This is a genomic window from Mesorhizobium sp. LMG17149, assembly GCF_024518695.1.
Lineage (GTDB): Bacteria > Pseudomonadota > Alphaproteobacteria > Rhizobiales > Rhizobiaceae > Mesorhizobium.
Genome location: NZ_JANIFL010000004.1, coordinates 259,545 through 277,211, shown reverse-complemented (window position 1 = coordinate 277,211; position 17,667 = coordinate 259,545). Strand labels below are relative to the sequence as shown.

Here is a 17,667-nt window from a genome sequence, read left to right as displayed (position 1 = left end):
AGTCGAGGCCCGGCAGGGCCGGGCCTCGTCGCCTGGAAGGTGAAGGTTGAGAATAGGTCCCCGCTTCCTATTCTCCACCGCCAAGCGAATGGATGTAGACCGCCAGTTCCTTGACCTTGGTTTCGCCAAGACGCGCTCCCCAGGCTGGCATGACGCCCTGCTTGGGTGCTCGAACCTGGTCGGCGATCGCCGTCTCGCCTGAGCCGTAAAGCCAGATCGCGTCGGTCAGGTCGGGTCCGCCCAGCTCCTTGTTGCCTTTTGCGTTGTCGCCATGACAGGCAACGCAGTTGTCGGCGAAGACCTTGGCGCCCGGCTGGATCAGACTTGCATCGTGGACCTTGCCTGACAGGCTGGCGACGTAGGCGCTGACCTGCGCAATCTGGTCGGCGGTGATGATGTCGCCGAAAGCCGGCATTTCCGACAGCCGCGTTTCCGCATCAGTCGCAAAGCGGATGCCATGCGTGATCGTCTGCTGGATCTGGTCGGCCGTGCCGCCCCATAGCCAGTCGTCGTCATTGAGGTTGGGAAAGCCAGCTGACCCCTGGGCGCCAGAGCCGTGGCACTGCGTGCAGTTGACCTTGAACGCGGCGCCGCCAGCGGCGACCGCGAATTCGCGCAAGGCATCGTCCGCGGCGATCTCCGAGACTGTCTTCGACTCTACGGCCGCGACATACTTACCCTTCGACACTTCTGCCGCCGCCAACTCGTTCTTGACGTCCTTGCGGCTCGAATAGCCGAGCACACCGGTTGTCGCGGAGTGCAGCAGCGGCCATGCCGGATAGGCGATCATGTAGCCGATCGCCCAGACGATGGTGACGTAGAAGGTTATGACCCACCAGCGCGGAAGCGGATTGTTCAGCTCCCGGATGCCGTCCCACTCATGGCCAGTGGTTGAGACGCCAGAGATTTCGTCGATGTGCTCGTCGCTCATGATCACTCGTCCTCAAGGGGAATCCGGGCAGCTTCGTCGGCCAGCTTGCGGCTGCCAGGGCGCAGCGCGAAGGCAACCGCGCCGACAAAGAAGAGCGCCATGGCGACCAGACCCCAGCTGTCAGCAAACTCCCGCATCAAATTGTATTCCATGAATAAAGCTCCTCAGCGGTAACCGGCGGCCTCGTCGTAGTTCTTGAAATCCACCAAGGTCCCGAGCATCTGCAGATACGCAACGAGGGCATCCATTTCAGTCACCTGTTGCGGATTGCCGTCGAAGTCTCCGACCTTGGCTTTGGGATAGCGTTTCTCAAGGCCGGAGGTGTCGGCATTGGGGTCGGCCTGCGTCGCCAGATCGGCATTGGCATTGGCGACCATGTCATCCGAATAGGGGACGCCAACGCGCGCGTTCGCAACCAGGTGTGTCGAGAAGTTCTCCACCTCGATGGGCGCGTCCTTCAGGAAGGCATAGCTCGGCATGACCGATTCCGGCACGACCGAGCGCGGGTCGGCAAGATGCGCGACGTGCCAGGCATTCGAATAGCGGTCGCCAACCCTGGCGAGGTCCGGTCCAGTGCGCTTCGATCCCCACTGGAAAGGATGATCGTACATCGACTCGGCCGCCAGACTGTAGTGACCGTAGCGTTCGACTTCGTCGCGGAACGGTCTGATCATCTGGCTATGGCAGAGGTAGCAGCCCTCGCGCACATAGATGTTGCGCCCGACAAGTTCGAGCGGCGAATAGGGGCGCATGCCTTCCACCGTCTCGATCGTGTTGTCGAGATAGAAGAGCGGCGCGATCTCGACGATGCCGCCGACGGTCACCACAAGAAGAGAGCCAACGAGAAGGAGCGTGGCGTTCTTCTCGATGATTGCGTGTCTGTCCATCAAGCCCATTATCTGGCTCCTTATTCGGCAGGCTGAAGGGCGGGAACGGAGCCGGGCATCGGCTGCTCCTCGCGCTGATATCCGAGGATGGTCATGGTGATGTTCCAGGCCATGATCAGGGCGCCCGAGAGGTACATGGCTCCACCGACGGCGCGCATGACGTAGTAGGGGTGCATGGCTGCAACCGTTTCGGCGAAGGAGTAGACCAGGAAGCCCTGCTCGTCGTACTCACGCCACATCAGGCCCTGCATGATGCCGGACACCCACATGACCGCGGCGTAGACAACGATACCAAGTGTCGCCAGCCAGAAGTGCCAGGTGACCAGCCGCAGCGAGTAGAGCCGTTGCCGGTTCCAGAGCTTCGGCACCATGTAGTAGATCGCGCCGAACGAGATCATGCCGACCCAGCCGAGCGCGCCGGAATGGACGTGACCAATGGTCCAGTCGGTATAGTGGGATAGCGAGTTGATGGCCTTGATCGACATCATCGGCCCTTCAAAGGTCGACATGCCGTAAAAGGCGATCGCCATCACCATCATACGGATGATGGGGTCGGTGCGAAGCTTGTCCCAAGCACCTGACAAGGTCATCAGGCCGTTGATCATGCCGCCCCAGGACGGCATCCACAGCATGATCGAAAACACCATGCCGAGCGTCTGCGCCCAATCGGGCAGGGCGGTGTAGTGCAGGTGATGCGGCCCGGCCCAGATGTAGAGAAAGATGATCGCCCAGAAATGGATGATCGACAGCCGATAGGAATAGACCGGCCGGTTCGCCTGCTTGGGCACGAAGTAATACATCATGCCGAGGAAGCCGGCGGTGAGGAAGAAGCCGACGGCGTTATGGCCATACCACCATTGCGTCAGGGCGTCCTGGACGCCGGAAAAAGCCGAGTAGCTCTTGGAGCCGAGGAACGACGCCGGCATCGACAGGTTGTTGATCACATGCAGCATCGCGATGGTCACGATGAAGGACAGATAGAACCAGTTAGCGACATAGATGTGCGGTTCCTTGCGCTTCAGGATGGTGCCAAGGAACAGAACGAGATAGGCGACCCAGACGATGGTCAGCCAGATGTCGACATACCATTCGGGTTCGGCGTATTCGCGGCTCTCGGTGATGCCGAGCAGGTAGCCGGTCGCCGCCATGACGATGAAGAGCTGGTAGCCCCAGAACACAAACCAGGCGAGATCGCCACCGAAGAGCCGGGCGCGACAGGTTCGCTGTACGACATACAATGATGTGCACAAGAGCGCGTTGCCGCCGAAGGCGAAGACGACGCCTGAGGTATGCAGCGGCCGCAAGCGGCCGAAATTGAACCAGGGCTGGATGTTCAGATCGGGGTAGGCAAGCTGCAGCGCGATGACGACGCCGACCAGCATGCCGACGACACCCCAGAACATCGTGGCGATGGCGCCGTAGCGGATCGGACCATCCATGTAAGCGGATGGGTCGATTGGGGCGACCGCTTCGAAGCTTGTGTTGCGGATCAGGATGCCGACAAACCCGAGCAGCACAAAAAACAGCACCCACATGTGCTGCCGGAAAGGCTCGTCGACACCGAAGCCGGCCGCGACAAGGGCTGCAAATGTGAACAGGCCCAAAGCGAAGATTTGTGTACCAAACTTCATGACATGTCCCCGACGTCGATTCCGATGCGCGGACGCCAATCCGCGTGACACCAATTCAGCAGTCGGCCCATCGCCGCCTTGATCCATGTCAAAGCCACATCCTTTTGGATTGGGCAGCGTTGGTCGCACAAACGATCAGGAGGCTGTCGTTGAACAGGTTGAAGGAGCTGGGATCGTTGCTGAACGAAACAGGCCGTGAAAATACGGCAGCTCGATCTGGCCGGGAGGCGGTTCCGGCGGCGGTGATGAAACGTGCCCATCTGGAAAAGCTGCAGCTCTGCGCCGCGCTGGAAAAAATCGCAGACACGCTGCCCCGAGTCGATCCTTTGGCATGCCTGACTTTGGCGAACGCAATCGTTCGCTTCTGCGCGACAGCCACGAATACGAAGAATCGGTTATCTTCCTGCCTACGAGACCGCCCTGGCCGACAATCGTGATTCAGCCCGGCGATTGCGCGCCGAGCATGTCGAGGACGAATGCTTTGCCGCCGAGGTGACCGAGATTCTGCTGGCGATCGGCCATGGCGAGACCATCGACAATGCCGAAGCGATTGGCTTCATGCTGCGCGGCTTCTTCGAAGGCCTGCGCCGGCATATCGCCTTCGAGCGCGAGCATGTTTTGCCGATGATTGGAATCGTGGATTGATCCTAGGCGCCGGAGCATCGCTGCAGCCGGTCCAGGCTATCGACAACAACATGCCGATTGTTCTCGATCCGGATCACGTTGTCCGATCGCAACCTGGTCAACTGGCGGCTAACCGTCTCGATCGTCAGACCGAGAAAATCGGCGATGTCGGCGCGGGTCAACGGCAGGTCGAAACTTGTCGACTGGGCGGAGGGGTCGAGCACGGGGTCGATGTTCCTGGCAATCATGAGAAGAAAGCTCGCCACTTTTTCCGAAGCACTCTTGCGGCCCAGCGTCACCATCCAGTCGCGGGCGTCATCGAGTTCGTTCAGCGTCTGCCTGAACAGGCGATGCTCCAGTCCCGGCGACTCATTCATCATCCGTTCAATGGCGGCCTTGGGGAATGAGCACAAGGAGACTGCGGTTGCAGCTTCGGCGTTGATGGCGCTTTCTACCTTGAAGGGCCTTCCCAAAAAATCGGGAGCAAATTGAAGCCCGACAATCTGCTGGCGCCCATCCGAAAGGCTCTTTGTGAGCTTGACCACGCCGGAGAGCACGTTCGAGTAACTGTCGACGGTCTCGGCATCGCCAATCAATTCTACGCCCGGTTCAACGGTGTGCTTCGACGAGGTCTTGGCGAGCCCGATCAGTTGGTCCGGATCGAGCGCGCCGCAAACGCCATGGTGGCGCGCTTCGCATGATTGGCAAAGCACGGGAATGCCGGCGCTGTGTACATCCTGACGCACTGTCATCGAGTTCGTCCGCGGAACCAAAGTCCCATGAGGATATAGCATCGACCCAGGAAAAAGCCTTGCGGCAGTTTGTCCGCAACCGACGAGCATTGACCAAGATCAAGGCGGCTGTCGCCCCTCGTGGGAGTATCGCGCGACACAGCCCCGGAGTTGATTGCGAGATGCGGCCAGATTTAGTTGCCAGACTTGGTGAGAACGTACCGCGCTATACCAGCTATCCAACGGCGCCACATTTTCATCCGGGCGTCGATGCTGCCGTTTGTCGTGGCTGGCTGCAGGCGCTTGGCGAGGACGACGAGATCTCGCTCTATTTGCACATCCCATACTGCGACAAGCTTTGCTGGTTCTGTGCGTGCCACACGAAGCAGACACGCCACTACGAACCGGTAACCCACTATCTGCACTCACTGCATGCGGAGATCGCCACCGTCGCCGGCCTTCTCGGAGGCAAGGGCCGTGTGCGTGCCGTGCATTTCGGCGGCGGCTCGCCGACAATGCTCAAACCGCAGGATATGGTGGCGCTGGCGACAGTGCTGCGCAACAGCTTCGGATTTCTTCCCGATGCCAGGATTAGCGTCGAAATCGAACCAAATGATATGGACGAAGCTCGGCTCGACGCACTAGCCGAAATCGGCATGACGAGGGCGAGCCTCGGCGTCCAGGATTTCGATCCCAAGGTCCAGAAGGCCATCAATCGCGAGCAGACCTTCTTGCAAACGAAAGCGGTCGTCGACGGCGTTCGTGAGCGCGGTGTCGCATCCGTCAATCTCGATCTGCTCTACGGCCTGCCCCATCAGACCAGGGAGAGCGTTTCCGCTACGGTCGCGCAAGCGTTGACCCTGGAGCCCGACCGGATCGCCCTTTTTGGCTACGCGCACGTGCCATGGTTCAAGAAGCACCAGACAATGATCGACGAGGCCTGGCTGCCGGATGCGGCAGAGCGGTTTGCCCAGGCGCAACTTGCCGCGTGTCTTATGCTGAACGCGGGATATGAGCCCGTCGGCTTCGACCATTTCGCCAAGCCCAACGATGCCTTGGCCGTAGCGGCCCGAACCGGCTGCTTGCGCCGCAATTTCCAAGGCTACACGGAGGATCGCTGCGAAACATTGATAGGCCTTGGCCCGTCGTCCATCAGCCAGTTTCGCCAAGGCTATGCGCAGAACATGCCGTCGACCGCGGAGTATGGACGCATGGTCTCAGATGGTGGGCTGGCGGCTGTCCGCGGTATCGAGCTTTCCGACGACGACCGCGTTCGCGGCTGGATCATCGAGCGGCTGATGTGCGAGTTCGGCTTCTCGGCGATCGAACTGGTGGAGCGCTTTGGCGAAGTTGGCCAAAGACTTCTCCTGAAAGCAAGTTCCACGGCTCTTCACGATCCTGCGCGGTCGCTTGAACTCAACGGTGACCGTTTCGTCGTGCCGGAGGAAAGCCGGCCCTTTGTCAGGGGCGTCGCGGCGAAGTTCGACAAATATTTCGAAACCGGGAAAGCCAGGCATTCGGTGGCGGTGTGAGCATCGCCGTCAGAAATGCTCGCCGGCCTTGAATGGACCGATGCGGGTGCCCGCCGCGATCAGATAGGCGGTCGACCAGCCGATGAGCAGGAACCCGTTTACGCCCTCGAGCGCCGCTAGGACACGCCACGCATGAGCGGGCACGATGTCGCCGTAGCCGACCGTCGAAAAGGTGATGGTCGAAAAATAGAGTGCAGTCTCGAAGTCGGCGAAGATATCGAGCAACCGGTATAGCCCTGCCCACAGCCACACCTCCGCTGTCATGACGGCGAAGAGCCCCATCACCACACTGATCATCGCGACGATCCGGCTGCGGCGCCCATGCATACGAAACCGGGCGACGAGGTATCCCATCGCATGCGTGACGGCGATCAGACCAAACGTATGGACCAGGACCGTCAGACTTATGACGATGGTACCGATGAGCAGATTGAGGACCATGCGCGGAACCTACCCATCCAGGGGCCTTGGTCCTTGTGCAAGATCAAATCCTTCATGGCATGCTGCAAACCGCGACCGTTGAATGTGCGTGTCATATGCGCGTAGAAAAGCTGAGGATTGCACCCACACGAACGCATTAGTTGCTGTTTCTGATGCCAAAGACCCGTTTCTGCCAATTCGAGCCTCGAAGCGGCCCCGTTCGCTCCCGGCCCGCTATCGGTTATGCCCACTATCGCCGTGTTGGCAAAGGAGTCCCAATTCTTCAAAGGCGTCCCAGCCGTCCGGTCGCCGCGCTTGTATGACCGCTTGCTTGGGCGGCCGACGTTCTTCGGCCCGGTTGAACGTGGACGGCGCTATGTCCTCGTCGACGACGTCACGGTAATGGGCGGGACACTGGCGGAGCTTTCGGACCATATTCGCCGGGGCGGAGGTGAGGTTGTGGGTGCCGCCACCCTTGTTAACGCAAGCCGCTCGGGTGTAAGAGGAGCCCCCAAGCAGCACATTCGATTGGTGGAGGCCCGCTATGGCAACATCATCCGTGAAGAATTCGGCATCAGCCCCAATGCCCTCACCGGCGACGAAGCGTTCGTCATCGCGCGTTACCGAGATGCTGACGCCCGCAGAACTGCAATCACTGCAGCAAAAATCGATCGAGAGCGGCGACTACTTCAAAAGGGCCTTCCAGGGCCTTCGGCCAGCCAACAAAAGCCCAGCTAGGTAGCTTGGCTGGACGTTGTCGACGGCGGGCCGGAACAGAGACGCCTAAGCCCCGTTGAGCAGGACGAGATCCGCGCCATCGTGCGCAAGACGTTCGGCGCCTGGGTGGGCACGATGAATCCGAGCTCCGCCGGCGTTTACTACACGCCGAGCCGTGACGCGATCGTGCTGGCGTTGGATAGCGCCAATCCGAAAGCGGCCTACCATGGGCGTTTCACCGCCTGCAGGCGCTGCTCCTGATGGATAGCGAGAAAGCCGTGCTCAAAGCCGAGCTTGTCTATTGCGCAAGGATCGGGTCCTTCGATTTAAAGCCGAGACGCCAGGCACACATAACATCGCTGCACCGGACGTGCTGATCGACATTCTCCAAGAGGTGCTACGCTGAGCCTGGGTTTGCTCTGGCTGCGATGGGGTCGGCATCCATCACGCGCCTCAAGTTCCCTAGGCTGCAATTTCAGCACGCGCCTGGAAAAACGTTCACCGAAAGAATTTTCACGTCAACAAAAGTCAACATAATTGTAACACCCCATGAAGTGACGCCGTTTGCGCCTTAATTCATTCAAGAGAATTGTTGACGCAATCAACCCGGGTCTACATCTGTCCATTAAGGGCTGGGGTCGTTTGTTAAGCTTCGACGATTGCCAAGCCAATTTGCGGATGTGTGTTTAGCTTTGTTATGAATCAGCCGCGGCTCTCCACCTCTCCCAACGATGCCGCTGCGCTTCGGCTATCCTATCCCTTCCTGCTTGGGACGTGGGGCCTGTGCTCAGTCCACCATGAAACCGACATCTGAGCTTTCCAGGCATAGCTGCGTTACTGCATTTCGTCCCCCTCCTGGTTTTAGCTCCGCATGTCTCCACGTAATCTTGGGTCAACTGGTTCTGTCCTCCATGATCGCCTTTCGCTCCAACGCGGGACAGGGCAGTTCGCCGCTGCGGCCAACTTTTTCGGAATGGTTTAGATAAGATTCTTTATTTGGTTTTGTTGCCTTCCTGTCTCTGTCTCTGTCTCTGTCTCTGTGTCGATACCGTATCAAATGGGCACCGATAGGGTATCGATGAGGTATCGATAGGGTATCGATAGGGTATGATAGGGCATCGGCAAGGATCGACAGGTTAGCTTGGCTGAGAGCATTTCAAATCTCTCTCGAGCCAGTCTTCCCAGCGCCTCGAACGATTCGAGTATCAGCAAGCCGCAGGTGCATTTGGACTACGTCCGGGTTCTTCTCTGGTTTTGCTGGGCAAAGCCGCTCAAGCTCAGATAGTGCCGCCCCACGAACTCGCTTGCTAACAATCATGTTAATTTGGCTTACCAAGCCAACCCGATGTTTTTCATTCATCGGCGGGTTATCTTTGAACCAGTCGATGATGAAATACTCTTCAGTTTTTGGATCGTAGATGACAAAACGATTTTTAATAAGGACATCACGAGCCAATGACAGCTCGTTTTCATCTAGACGGCTCTCCGCAATGGCATGAGGGTCGGGGAGTTGACAGCAGCCCCCGCTAGTTTGGTGCGGAGACGTAAGCAGGTAAAGGTAGAAATAGTGGGTCTCCCGAGCGAGGTCCCTCGTGCGACGCGCCAACCATACCTGAGGGACTAATTTTGAGAATTTTCTCATCAGATTAGCCCTTCTTCTTGCTGGAAATCAGATTTTTGGGAACTGACGCTGCCGGTTTCTGGCGGTTAATTGCGCGGAGTTGCTGGGCATGCGTTTGGGCTCCTGCGCTTGCACGGATGGCATCGCGTTGCGCCGCCTTTGCGTTGAGCCATGCCTCGAATTCACTTTCGATCCATCCGATGGCGCGCTCGCCAATCTGGACAGGGGCTGGAAAGTCCCCCGTCGATACCATCTCGTAGATGGAGCTGCGCCCCAGTCCCGATCGGAATACCAGTTCCTTGAGTCTCACTATGCGTACGGCCATTCCAACTCTCCGGCGTTTAATGCGAACAGCCGGACGTTAGCGGACGGTCTCTGTAGAAATGGTAGCAGGTTAACAGTTAATTAATTATCCATACTAAAACATAAGCAGTTGTTTTTGCACGATATTATAGCTTTTAAGCAGCGAGCCCTTTCCTTCGCGATGCAGACGATTGAGAATTCGGTCGGCGGTTCTTGCCCTGACTAGCTCGGAAATTAGCTGATTCGAATGAGTGATTCGGCGGATGATCTGGACTTGCCAAACGCAGTTCTGCCGAAGTTAACGGTTTACAAGCTAACGCGGCGCGGGGGCTTTCGATTCGACTGGCCTTTTGAGGCGCGCTGAACGCCTGTGTGCAGTTACAACTGCGCCGGCTGCCTGGGCGCAAATTTTCGCAGTCACTCTCGCTTGTGTTCCAGCGTCGGGCCGGCGCCGTCTTAGGGTTCGCCGGATGGGCGCTCGAAAGCTCAAACCTGCGTTGCACTCAACTTTGTCGACGGCGGCCAGGTCGGACGCCAAGGCCGCGCCCTCAACTGCACCAGCCGACGCGGCGATCGGCGGCGGTGGCGCCGGTCTCGGCGTCTCAGGCACGCTGCAAGGTCTTCAAGAGCAGCTTTCCCCCCTGTCCTACGCCAGCGAGTGGATCACCAAGATTGTCGTCATCCTGGCCTTGGTCAGCGCGCTGCTGATCTTCGGCGGCGCTGCCTATCGCTGGTACACCAATCGCAAGGCAAGGCACCTTGCTGAAGCGCTCGGGACAGTGCCGGCAGAGCGCGCCCATGAAACCTTTGGTCGCCTTCCTGCTGGGCGCTGCGGCCGGCGCTGCAGGGCTTGGCGCGGTCGAAGGCATCATCTTCTTTTGGTGGCTCGGCCAATGAGCTTGCTCATCACCTTTTTTGTCGACCGGCTTGGCGTCTCGCGCCTGGTCGGCGGCGCCATCGGCTGGGCGGCTATCGCCTTGGTCGCCTCGGGCGCGGCGCTCGGGGTCTACGAATTCGTGAAGCACAAAGGCGCCGACGAGGTCCGCGCCAAGATCGAGAAGGACAATCAGGATGCGATCCGCAAAGGCATTGATGCCAGCCGGAATTTTGATGACTGCAATTCTGCTGGGGGTTGTGGGACTTCCGGCGTGAACGATGTTCCAGCCCTCCGGGCGGCGGTCGGTAGCAGCCTCGCCGGGGCCAAAGGCAAGACCGTCGAGGATCAGAACAAGATTGACCGCACGATGGCGCCGGGGTGCGCCGTCAGGCTCTACACGGCTGCGGAGTGCGACCGCCACACAAAGGCCAGCGCCGCGCGCCGGGCCGAACTGAACTAGCGGGCGAACATGGCAACTTCGGCGAACAAGAGCTTGGAAATGATGATCGGCGGGCTCTTGGAAGCCACGCAGAACATGCAGCGACATCACGGAGATCCGACGCGATATCAAGGACAGCGATTCCCGTGCTGCCTTAAGCTATGAGCAATCCGAACAGCGCGCGGCCGCGAGCCGATCAAAGATGTATGCCAAGACTGACGAACTGGTCGACCGCGTTGCAGCGACAGAAACCGCGGTCAGCAAGCTAAACGACGACATGACGGACGTGAAGGCCGTAACTGCCGAGGTGACGAGGTGGAAGCTGATGGGCCTTGGCGCGCTAGGCGTGACCGGTATGGCGGCGGCGGCGCTGGCCTCCCTCGTTACGGCCTATTGGCACGACATCTGGCGCATGCTGCGGGGCGGGTAGGAACTGAAATCTGTAGACGGTGGCAAACGGGCTATTTCGGTTTCGGACGTTCCGACCATATGCTCGCAAAATTACACGTCGCTTCAGCAAAGGCTGAGGTAGCCGGGCACATTGCGGACACGATGCGCGCCAAGCTATCGCGTCGGTCGTTCAACGGGAGTTGAAATACCGGTTCATGGTGGGCTATTCGATTCCTCAGCGTCAGAAGCTCATTGCAGATCGCCCAGGCGGTTGCCTGATCTAGTTTGGTTTCGTGCGCAAACACCTTAACGAGATTGTAACGCCATGAATGATGGTTGTAGTTTCCCGAGAGCTGCGAAACCCAGAATCCAGCTGTTAAGTCTGCCACGATTGCAGAGGTGCTAACAGGGCGGACGCCCTTGTCTCTTTCCTGCCGCTGAATAGTTTCAGTGAGGCGGCGGCGGTCGTCTCCTTTAAGATTACGGACAATCTTCTGCTGATCGTATGGCCAGCCCTCTTTGTATTTCCAAATAAAGAAGTCGTTCATCTTGTTTCTAAGGCAAATCTCCCACGCTTGGAGGTATATATATAACGATTGGGAGATTTTGGCATTCCATTGATATAGCTGAATTGCGCTCTTCTCATCGCTTGCGGAGGCACTTAGATATGTACCAAAACGCGACGCGCTTAAGGATTTCTTAAACAGTGTGGCGAAATCGGGGTTTTTTTCAAACGTCTCTTGCATATCTGAAGCGTCCGCTCTAAGTCTGCGTGGTGAGCCTCAGGAAACGGTCACTGCGCTTGACGCACACCCCCAGAGGACGGGAATAAGGGAAAGCGGGTTGCGGAGGCAGCCCGCTTTTTCCCTTTCTTACGCGGTCGCACTCAATTTATCAAAAAAATCGAATTGATCCGCTCCGCCCTTCTTTGGAATGGCTTCAGGGAATGCCCGATAGAAGGCTTTTTCAAACTCAGCTTTGTCTCTGGACGAATTGCCGATACCGATAGTTTGCCATAGGTGCTGGCGCAGCGCAGGGAGTCCTACCTCTTCGCCGAGGAATTGATGGAGCTTATATTTCCTTGTGCCCCCTGCGTAGACTACCGGATTCGCATCGTCCAACAAATCCAAGATGGCTCCCTTACTATTAGCCAACGGGTGATAGATATACTTCCGGGTAAACCAGCCGAAAAACTGCGGATGCTTAAAGGATTTAGGATCCTTTCGCTTAAGCCCGTATATCTTGTAAATCATATCTGCGAACTGATGAGGAAACTCCAGCTCCCATTGGCGAAACTCCTTTGAAACGAATTCCTTCCAAAGCCGGAGATATTCATCTTTCTTTAAATCTTCGATGTAGCCGGTCGCGGCATCAACTAGGGCAACGATACCCAGCTTTGCCGCAGATCTCACGATGATCTCTGCCTGGATTGCCAGGAACTTCTGGGAAGGAGCGAGCAGCTTATCGTTGCGTGCTTGAATCAACGCATCACATATCTCGATCAGCGTCGTAGCTTCATAGCCATCTGCGGTCCCGCTGGGGCTATCACCCGAATCGGTATCCAAGTATCTGAAAACAATGGGATTTTCGATCTTTTTCCATAGATCATCGTTGATTGCGGATCGTACCCCTTTTCGGGTCACCGTCCGAAGAAATGCGTTGCCGCCTTCTGACTTGAGATTCAATGCTTTGGCGATGGCAACCTTGGCGATCAGACGTCGGCCATCGTGCAGGCGATACACCTCGATCTCGACATCACCAATCGGGAGCAGCCCCCGGTGGCTGGCGCGGGGAAGGTTGGTGGGATCGTTTAGCTTCGCCCATCGCTTCTGTGCTGCGTGAATAGCAATTTCACGCCTCTTTTCGGATGACAATTGGCGCGCGCGGGCTTTGCCGCCTTTGCTCTGTGGAGAATCCGGCAGCATCGAATCGCCTCATGCTTGCTTCATGAGTCGCTTTGTATGCTTGCAATTTTAAACTTGCAAGCATTACTCCTAGGGCTGAGGCATCATGCTTGCTCGCTGCGCCTAGCAACCAACCCCGCCGCCGCAAGTTGACCTATGCTGGTTGATCCCAGCTACTACAGACCCTGCCCGCTGGCCTCACGGCTGGCGGGCTTTTTCCTTTGGAACCATCGAGCGTCGGCGAAGCAGTTGACACGGGATGCCAACGCAAGCAGTTTCCTGTCGTGGGAAAGCGAGGAGCACCGCGAATGAAGAAGACCTACGAAAAACCTGTACTGACAAAAAAGGACCGGCTTTCTGCTGTTACGGCAGGTTCTGCCGCATCATTCACACCGCCGCCGCCGCCATCTCCGGAATAAATTCGAGCTCTTAAAAGAAAAGCCCGCTTCCGAAAGGTGGCGGGCTTTTTTTATGCGTTAGCGGAACCTGATATGTCGAGGAAGGTTGGAAATGCGGCAGCGTCCCCCGCTGCCGGTCGAGGCCCCCAAGCCTGGGCCGGGTCCGCCTCTGCCCGCAAGTAGGGGCGGGCCTACTGACAACTTCCGGGTCTTCGCGATGGCGCTAGAGGTGGGTTCACTGACAGTGGAACAAAATCGCGCTGTCGAACTTCGGTCGTCGCACTGCTCCCGGTGCTTTCCCCCATGAGAACTGCCCGCTGGCTCCGGCCGGCGGGCTTTTTTGGGTCATGTGCTGGGCGATTCTCGGGGCCCATTCGTTGGAACCGCCGCTTCAATGCGAAGTTAAGTGCCCAAGGGACATTCAAACATGGAGTTGATCATGAAACAGCTACTCTTCGCGTCCGCCATTGTGGCACTGTCAACTGGGTTCGCCTTTGCCCAATCGAGCAACACCACCGACACTGGCGGGTCATCCACGACGACAACCAAGACCATGCCGAGCACCACGACCGACCAGGGCACGGATTCGACCACCACGAGCGGAACGAACCCAAACTCCGCCAAGGACTGCGCTCCGGGTCAGCAGACTGGCAGCGCCAAGCAGGCCGCGCCAGGTCAACAGGATACCGATGCTAACTCGGCTGCTCCTGGCCAGATGAAAAAGACCACAGAAGGCTGCTGAGCGCTTTCTTTGGAACTTCGGGCTCTGTCCCAGGTTGATACATCGCGGTCGATTCCTAGGATGTAGCCGCACAATATAAGCCCGTCGTGCAAGGCCAGCACGGCGGGTCTTCCAGTAGGACCAAAGGCTTGGACGTGAGATCCAAAGGTCCGGTCTATGCTAATTGGTTCACGGCTTGTCTGGCGGCCGTTCTATCACATTAGCAATTCAAGATATATGTTTGACATCCCGCAATGTTGTACCGTTATGAACCATTGAGCTTGGCACTTACTTTGCATCGCAATTATTAGCAGAGGAAAACCAACACCCCGGCAAGTCCCGCTATCCCTAGGGACGGCCCGCCGCTGCCGTGAATGGGGCGGCGGGGCTTTTTCTTTTCTGGAACCGAAACTCCATTCCGCAAGTTCGGATCTCAGGGAGATTCGTTACGATGAAAAAGGACGGCGACGGACGAGAGAAGGGCAGCGAGCAACTATTGGCTCGGCGGTTGTCTGAAGAAGTCGGCATTTCAGAGCCGGATGCGCTCGGTCTGATCAAGCTTATCGGCACCGATTGGAATTCGCTGTTGCGCGAAGCTCGGTTTTTGAAGGAACGGCATTAGGGGAAAAGCCCGCCGCTTATTGAGGCGCCGGCGGCGGACCCGGCTTAAGCGGCTACATCGCTTTGGAATCGACCGCTCACAGGGTCAATGTGCCACTTGGGGGACAGTTCCATAATTTAGGAGGTGGGCCAGAGCGCCCCATGCGACCTCCGTTTTCAAGCGCGGCATAGGCCATCAGGCGTAGTTGTAGCAACGCCAGTGTACCGGTAGCATATGGAGCCTGGACGTTAGGCCCACCCTCATGCCCAGCTATGGTCGGCACGGTCACTCAACCCCGTTTTTGGTCTGCCTGATCGTGCCGACTACTGCCCATGGCCCCAGAGGCTGAAGCCAACCCGCCGCTGCTCCGGCCGGCGGCTTTTTCTTTGGCTCAGATTAGTTCAGCCGCGGCGCTCGGTCGGCGACAAACGGCGCCAATGTTTCAGCAATTCGCTGAAGGAACTCTTCAAGATCGAAGACCACACCGTCGGGCTCTATGATGATATCTTCGCGGTCTTGCCGTCCCGGATGCTCAATCGTGACAGTGAAGATATAACCGGGCATTGCCGTTTCTAGCGCCGCTTCCATGCGACTTCTGTAGGTAATGCTCTCGTACCGCGCTTCCCTCGGCGGCACTATCAAGAATTGCCTAGCGGCGATTTCCGCCTCCATATGCTCCAACCATTTCATGATCTTCGCCTCCCGCGAAAACGGGCGATCGGCAACACGGGTAAGGGGGCGGGGGTCGCCGATCGCCCAGTCTATGTCGGAGGTGGCCCGACAAAAACGACGCTACGCCTGCCCCTCGCGCTCGCAATGGCCATCATTCGGGTTGGTGAAGATGCCGTTACTATCCACAGCTAAGCTTTAATGCTGGGCGCGGGCGGAATCCTCGTCGAACTCAACGTCAGCTTGTCGACGGTCTTGACAATGGCGGTGGCCAACGCGGCCGCCTCATGCATGAGCTCCGGCCCATAAAGACCGTTCACCGCTTCCTCGCTCGGAAGAACGCCAGGCGGACAATGATCCTCGATCGTTCGCCGGATCAGGGTTAGCGCCGCTCTGCACTCTTCTGTGTCTATCGTCGGCATGCACCGAAACATGCAGGATGGCTAAAATGTTCCGGAACCATTTTAGCGCGTGCTAAATTAAATCGCATTTCTTGCGAGTCAGTTCATGCGTTTGAAGTTCATTCCGCCGATGGAGCCGGAGCTTGTCGACACCCCGCCCGAGGGGGACAACTGGATTCACGAAATCAAGTTCGACGGGTACCGAACGCAGATCATCAAGGACGTAGACGGCATTCGCCTGCTGACCAGGAGAGGATACGAGTGGACTGCACGGTACGAGGTTCTTGCCGACCAAGCTGCGGCGATCGAGGCTGACGACTTCATCATCGAAGGTGAAGCCATCATAGTCGATGCGGCCGGACGTTCCGACTTTCATGCGTTGCAATCGGCCGTCAGCAGCCGCGAGCCGTCGCAGGATTATTATCTAATCGCCTTCGACCTCCTGCACATGAATGGCCACGACCTCCGCAACATGCCGCTGGAGGACCGGCGCGAGATCCTACAGGGAATGATCGAGGCCGGCGGCCGCATTCAATTCAGCGAAGCCATGCCAGGCACGGGTGACGCTGTTTACTACCTCGCCGACCAGACTGGGCAGGAAGGTATCGTCTCGAAACGCAAGGACAGTCTCTACCGCAGCGGTCCAACGAGGAACTGGCGCAAGATCAAGTGCTACGATGAAAAGGAGATGGAGATCATCGGCGTCCAGCGCGATCCGGGGCAGGCGGCAAGAGTGCTGATGGCCGACAGGGGGCGCTATGTCGGCACCGCCAACGTCAGTTTCAAGTTCGACAAACGCAAGCACCTGTGGGACCGCGTGCAGGGCAAGGTGGGCGGCCCGGTGCCGAAGGGCTTGAAGAGGGACAAGGCGGAATGGCTGAAGCCGGGCCTTGTCGGGCGTGTGAAGTTCCTGAAAGGTGAGGAGCAGCTTCGTCATGCCAAGCTGCTGGATTACCGAGAGGAGAAATAATGGCGGTCCCCAAAAAAGATCAGGAGCGCGGCGGCTATGCCTGGATGTATGGTGCCCAGGCACTAAAGGACGGCAAGGAGCGCATAGTGCCACCTTATTGGGAGGAAAACGCTGAAGCCTGGCTTCAAGGGTATGACGGTGTGCCTCTGGCGGGGATAAGCAAGAACAAAGCTGTTAGCGACGGGATGGAAACCGAGGTCGATGAGGCCGCCGTCGAGCGCCCCGAATGAGCGTTCGTGGCCTGACGTTTCTCGACAATTGGCTGGCCGAGCAACTGCCCATTCTGGCGCGCGGCGATCCGATCGCTGCGAGCGACTTGGCAGACCAATTGATGACTGCGGCAGAGAAGGCCGGTATCGGCGCCGAGGAAATCAGTAGCGAGGTCGAGAGCGTGTTCGAAGTGATCTTCGAGGCGATGCGTCGCGGCAAGAGTAGCCCAACGGCTTGAGCGGTTCTTGGCTTGTTCACATTCCGGTCTTCCCTTGCGTAAGGCGTTTCGGACCCGGATCCCGCTTTACACGCCGTAAGAGAAATAGGATTATTGTCCTCGGGTGGGGCGACTCTCAAAAGGTGTCGCAATGGCTAGGTCAAAACCCTCAAAGCAGTTATCGCAGGCTGAAATCGAGCGCTTTCTGGTAGCAGCAGAAGCGCTGCACCTAAGCATTATCAAGCCGTTCATATCGCCGCATTGCGACCACTACCGGCAGACGCGCGTCCTGCATGAGGTGCTGTTAAAGGCGGTGCGGGAAGTCACGGGTAAGGAAGTCGAGTTCATCCGGTGGAACACTACTGGGCCGGTTAGACCGCCTACGGCTGGGTAGGGGCTTAAGTCTCAATTGAGCAATCGCTAGTATGTCTATAACTTAGGCAGCGCGGGGGATGATCCCTAAGAGCTATCCC

Annotated in this window: 26 protein-coding genes; 14 read left to right on the top strand and 12 right to left on the bottom strand. The window is 57.9% G+C overall.

All coding sequences use genetic code 11. The features are described from left to right. Positions 1-67: 67 nt before the first annotated feature. From ccoP to ccoN, 4 genes are read right to left on the bottom strand one after another with little or no spacing between them, the layout of a single operon-like run. Entirely contained in the window at positions 68-931 is an 864-nt protein-coding gene (gene ccoP, locus NP945_RS10555; RefSeq protein ID WP_256746296.1) for a cytochrome-c oxidase, cbb3-type subunit III, read from the bottom strand. A 2-nt stretch (positions 932-933) separates the two neighbouring features. Continuing rightward, a complete protein-coding gene (locus NP945_RS10550; protein ID WP_027035450.1) occupies positions 934-1,083 on the bottom strand; it encodes a CcoQ/FixQ family Cbb3-type cytochrome c oxidase assembly chaperone in 150 nt (49 codons plus the stop codon). 12 nt (positions 1,084-1,095) lie between these two features. Next, entirely contained in the window at positions 1,096-1,827 is a 732-nt protein-coding gene (gene ccoO, locus NP945_RS10545) for a cytochrome-c oxidase, cbb3-type subunit II (RefSeq protein WP_256746295.1), read from the bottom strand. A gap of 11 nt (positions 1,828-1,838) precedes the next feature. Beyond that, positions 1,839-3,449 carry a cytochrome-c oxidase, cbb3-type subunit I gene (gene ccoN / locus NP945_RS10540; RefSeq protein WP_256746294.1) on the bottom strand — a complete coding sequence of 537 codons (1,611 nt, stop codon included), beginning with the start codon at positions 3,447-3,449 and terminating at the stop codon, positions 1,839-1,841. Positions 3,450-3,598: 149 nt separating this feature from the next. On the opposite strand from ccoN, the gene NP945_RS31845 reads away from it, so the two are divergent. Together NP945_RS31845 and NP945_RS31840 are read left to right on the top strand one after the other, a co-directional pair. Then, positions 3,599-3,886 (top strand): hypothetical protein, encoded by a 288-nt coding sequence (locus NP945_RS31845; RefSeq protein WP_306283117.1) that lies wholly within the window; start codon positions 3,599-3,601, stop codon positions 3,884-3,886. A 13-nt stretch (positions 3,887-3,899) separates the two neighbouring features. Next, positions 3,900-4,094 (top strand): hypothetical protein, encoded by a 195-nt coding sequence (locus NP945_RS31840; protein ID WP_306283116.1) that lies wholly within the window; start codon positions 3,900-3,902, stop codon positions 4,092-4,094. Between the two features lie 2 nt (positions 4,095-4,096). Here the strand turns inward: NP945_RS31840 and NP945_RS10530 are convergent, their stop codons facing one another. Then, positions 4,097-4,825, bottom strand: a complete 729-nt coding sequence (locus tag NP945_RS10530) for a Crp/Fnr family transcriptional regulator (RefSeq protein WP_256746293.1) — start codon at positions 4,823-4,825, stop codon at positions 4,097-4,099. 161 nt (positions 4,826-4,986) lie between these two features. On the opposite strand from NP945_RS10530, the gene hemN reads away from it, so the two are divergent. Continuing rightward, positions 4,987-6,336 (top strand): oxygen-independent coproporphyrinogen III oxidase, encoded by a 1,350-nt coding sequence (hemN, locus tag NP945_RS10525; protein WP_256746292.1) that lies wholly within the window; start codon positions 4,987-4,989, stop codon positions 6,334-6,336. Between the two features lie 9 nt (positions 6,337-6,345). On the opposite strand, the gene NP945_RS10520 is transcribed toward hemN, so the two are convergent. After that, positions 6,346-6,777: a potassium channel family protein gene (locus NP945_RS10520; RefSeq protein ID WP_027035444.1), complete on the bottom strand. Its 432-nt coding sequence runs from the start codon at positions 6,775-6,777 to the stop codon at positions 6,346-6,348. 294 nt (positions 6,778-7,071) lie between these two features. Here NP945_RS10520 and NP945_RS10515 point away from each other — a divergent pair, with 294 nt between their 5' ends. Together NP945_RS10515 and NP945_RS10510 are read left to right on the top strand one after the other, a co-directional pair. Beyond that, on the top strand, positions 7,072-7,494 hold the full coding sequence (locus NP945_RS10515) for a phosphoribosyltransferase (RefSeq protein WP_256746291.1): 423 nt from the start codon (positions 7,072-7,074) through the stop codon (positions 7,492-7,494). A 114-nt stretch (positions 7,495-7,608) separates the two neighbouring features. Then, positions 7,609-7,734 carry a hypothetical protein gene (locus NP945_RS10510; protein ID WP_256746290.1) on the top strand — a complete coding sequence of 42 codons (126 nt, stop codon included), beginning with the start codon at positions 7,609-7,611 and terminating at the stop codon, positions 7,732-7,734. A 434-nt stretch (positions 7,735-8,168) separates the two neighbouring features. On the opposite strand, the gene NP945_RS31975 is transcribed toward NP945_RS10510, so the two are convergent. The 3 genes from NP945_RS31975 to NP945_RS10500 all read right to left on the bottom strand — a co-directional run bounded on the left by NP945_RS31975 (position 8,169) and on the right by NP945_RS10500 (position 9,419). Then, on the bottom strand, positions 8,169-8,354 hold the full coding sequence (locus NP945_RS31975; RefSeq protein ID WP_363614477.1) for an HGGxSTG domain-containing protein: 186 nt from the start codon (positions 8,352-8,354) through the stop codon (positions 8,169-8,171). 275 nt (positions 8,355-8,629) lie between these two features. After that, positions 8,630-8,929, bottom strand: coding sequence for a hypothetical protein (locus NP945_RS10505; RefSeq protein WP_256746289.1), 300 nt, complete (start codon positions 8,927-8,929; stop codon positions 8,630-8,632). Positions 8,930-9,119: 190 nt separating this feature from the next. Beyond that, positions 9,120-9,419: an AlpA family transcriptional regulator gene (locus tag NP945_RS10500; RefSeq protein WP_128290075.1), complete on the bottom strand. Its 300-nt coding sequence runs from the start codon at positions 9,417-9,419 to the stop codon at positions 9,120-9,122. A gap of 487 nt (positions 9,420-9,906) precedes the next feature. Here NP945_RS10500 and NP945_RS10495 point away from each other — a divergent pair, with 487 nt between their 5' ends. Next, on the top strand, positions 9,907-10,734 hold the full coding sequence (locus NP945_RS10495; protein WP_256746288.1) for a hypothetical protein: 828 nt from the start codon (positions 9,907-9,909) through the stop codon (positions 10,732-10,734). A 181-nt stretch (positions 10,735-10,915) separates the two neighbouring features. Beyond that, a complete protein-coding gene (locus NP945_RS10490) occupies positions 10,916-11,143 on the top strand; it encodes a DUF1515 family protein (RefSeq protein ID WP_256746287.1) in 228 nt (75 codons plus the stop codon). 31 nt (positions 11,144-11,174) lie between these two features. Here NP945_RS10490 and NP945_RS10485 read toward each other — a convergent pair whose 3' ends face one another. Then, positions 11,175-11,849 carry an Abi family protein gene (locus tag NP945_RS10485; RefSeq protein ID WP_256746286.1) on the bottom strand — a complete coding sequence of 225 codons (675 nt, stop codon included), beginning with the start codon at positions 11,847-11,849 and terminating at the stop codon, positions 11,175-11,177. A 126-nt stretch (positions 11,850-11,975) separates the two neighbouring features. Next, complete coding sequence (locus tag NP945_RS10480) at positions 11,976-13,028, bottom strand: P63C domain-containing protein (RefSeq protein ID WP_256746285.1); 1,053 nt, start codon at positions 13,026-13,028, stop codon at positions 11,976-11,978. A 287-nt stretch (positions 13,029-13,315) separates the two neighbouring features. On the opposite strand from NP945_RS10480, the gene NP945_RS10475 reads away from it, so the two are divergent. From NP945_RS10475 to NP945_RS10465, 3 genes are all read left to right on the top strand, one after another. After that, positions 13,316-13,426 (top strand): putative RiPP precursor, encoded by a 111-nt coding sequence (locus NP945_RS10475; RefSeq protein ID WP_256746284.1) that lies wholly within the window; start codon positions 13,316-13,318, stop codon positions 13,424-13,426. Between the two features lie 418 nt (positions 13,427-13,844). After that, positions 13,845-14,147 (top strand): hypothetical protein, encoded by a 303-nt coding sequence (locus tag NP945_RS10470; protein ID WP_256746283.1) that lies wholly within the window; start codon positions 13,845-13,847, stop codon positions 14,145-14,147. A 430-nt stretch (positions 14,148-14,577) separates the two neighbouring features. Then, a complete protein-coding gene (locus tag NP945_RS10465; RefSeq protein WP_256746282.1) occupies positions 14,578-14,748 on the top strand; it encodes a hypothetical protein in 171 nt (56 codons plus the stop codon). A gap of 375 nt (positions 14,749-15,123) precedes the next feature. On the opposite strand, the gene NP945_RS10460 is transcribed toward NP945_RS10465, so the two are convergent. After that, complete coding sequence (locus NP945_RS10460) at positions 15,124-15,417, bottom strand: hypothetical protein (protein ID WP_256746281.1); 294 nt, start codon at positions 15,415-15,417, stop codon at positions 15,124-15,126. 486 nt (positions 15,418-15,903) lie between these two features. Between NP945_RS10460 and NP945_RS10455 the strand changes: the two genes are divergently transcribed. From NP945_RS10455 to NP945_RS10440, 4 genes are all read left to right on the top strand, one after another. Beyond that, entirely contained in the window at positions 15,904-16,767 is an 864-nt protein-coding gene (locus tag NP945_RS10455; RefSeq protein ID WP_256746280.1) for an ATP-dependent DNA ligase, read from the top strand. Next, complete coding sequence (locus tag NP945_RS10450) at positions 16,767-16,997, top strand: hypothetical protein (protein WP_256746279.1); 231 nt, start codon at positions 16,767-16,769, stop codon at positions 16,995-16,997. The genes NP945_RS10455 and NP945_RS10450 overlap by 1 nt, the downstream gene beginning before the upstream one ends. Further along, a complete protein-coding gene (locus NP945_RS10445; RefSeq protein ID WP_256746278.1) occupies positions 16,994-17,215 on the top strand; it encodes a hypothetical protein in 222 nt (73 codons plus the stop codon). Before NP945_RS10450 ends, NP945_RS10445 begins: the two co-directional genes overlap by 4 nt. A 130-nt stretch (positions 17,216-17,345) precedes the next feature. Continuing rightward, a complete protein-coding gene (locus NP945_RS10440) occupies positions 17,346-17,588 on the top strand; it encodes a hypothetical protein (protein WP_256746277.1) in 243 nt (80 codons plus the stop codon). The last annotated feature ends 79 nt before the right edge of the window (positions 17,589-17,667 follow it).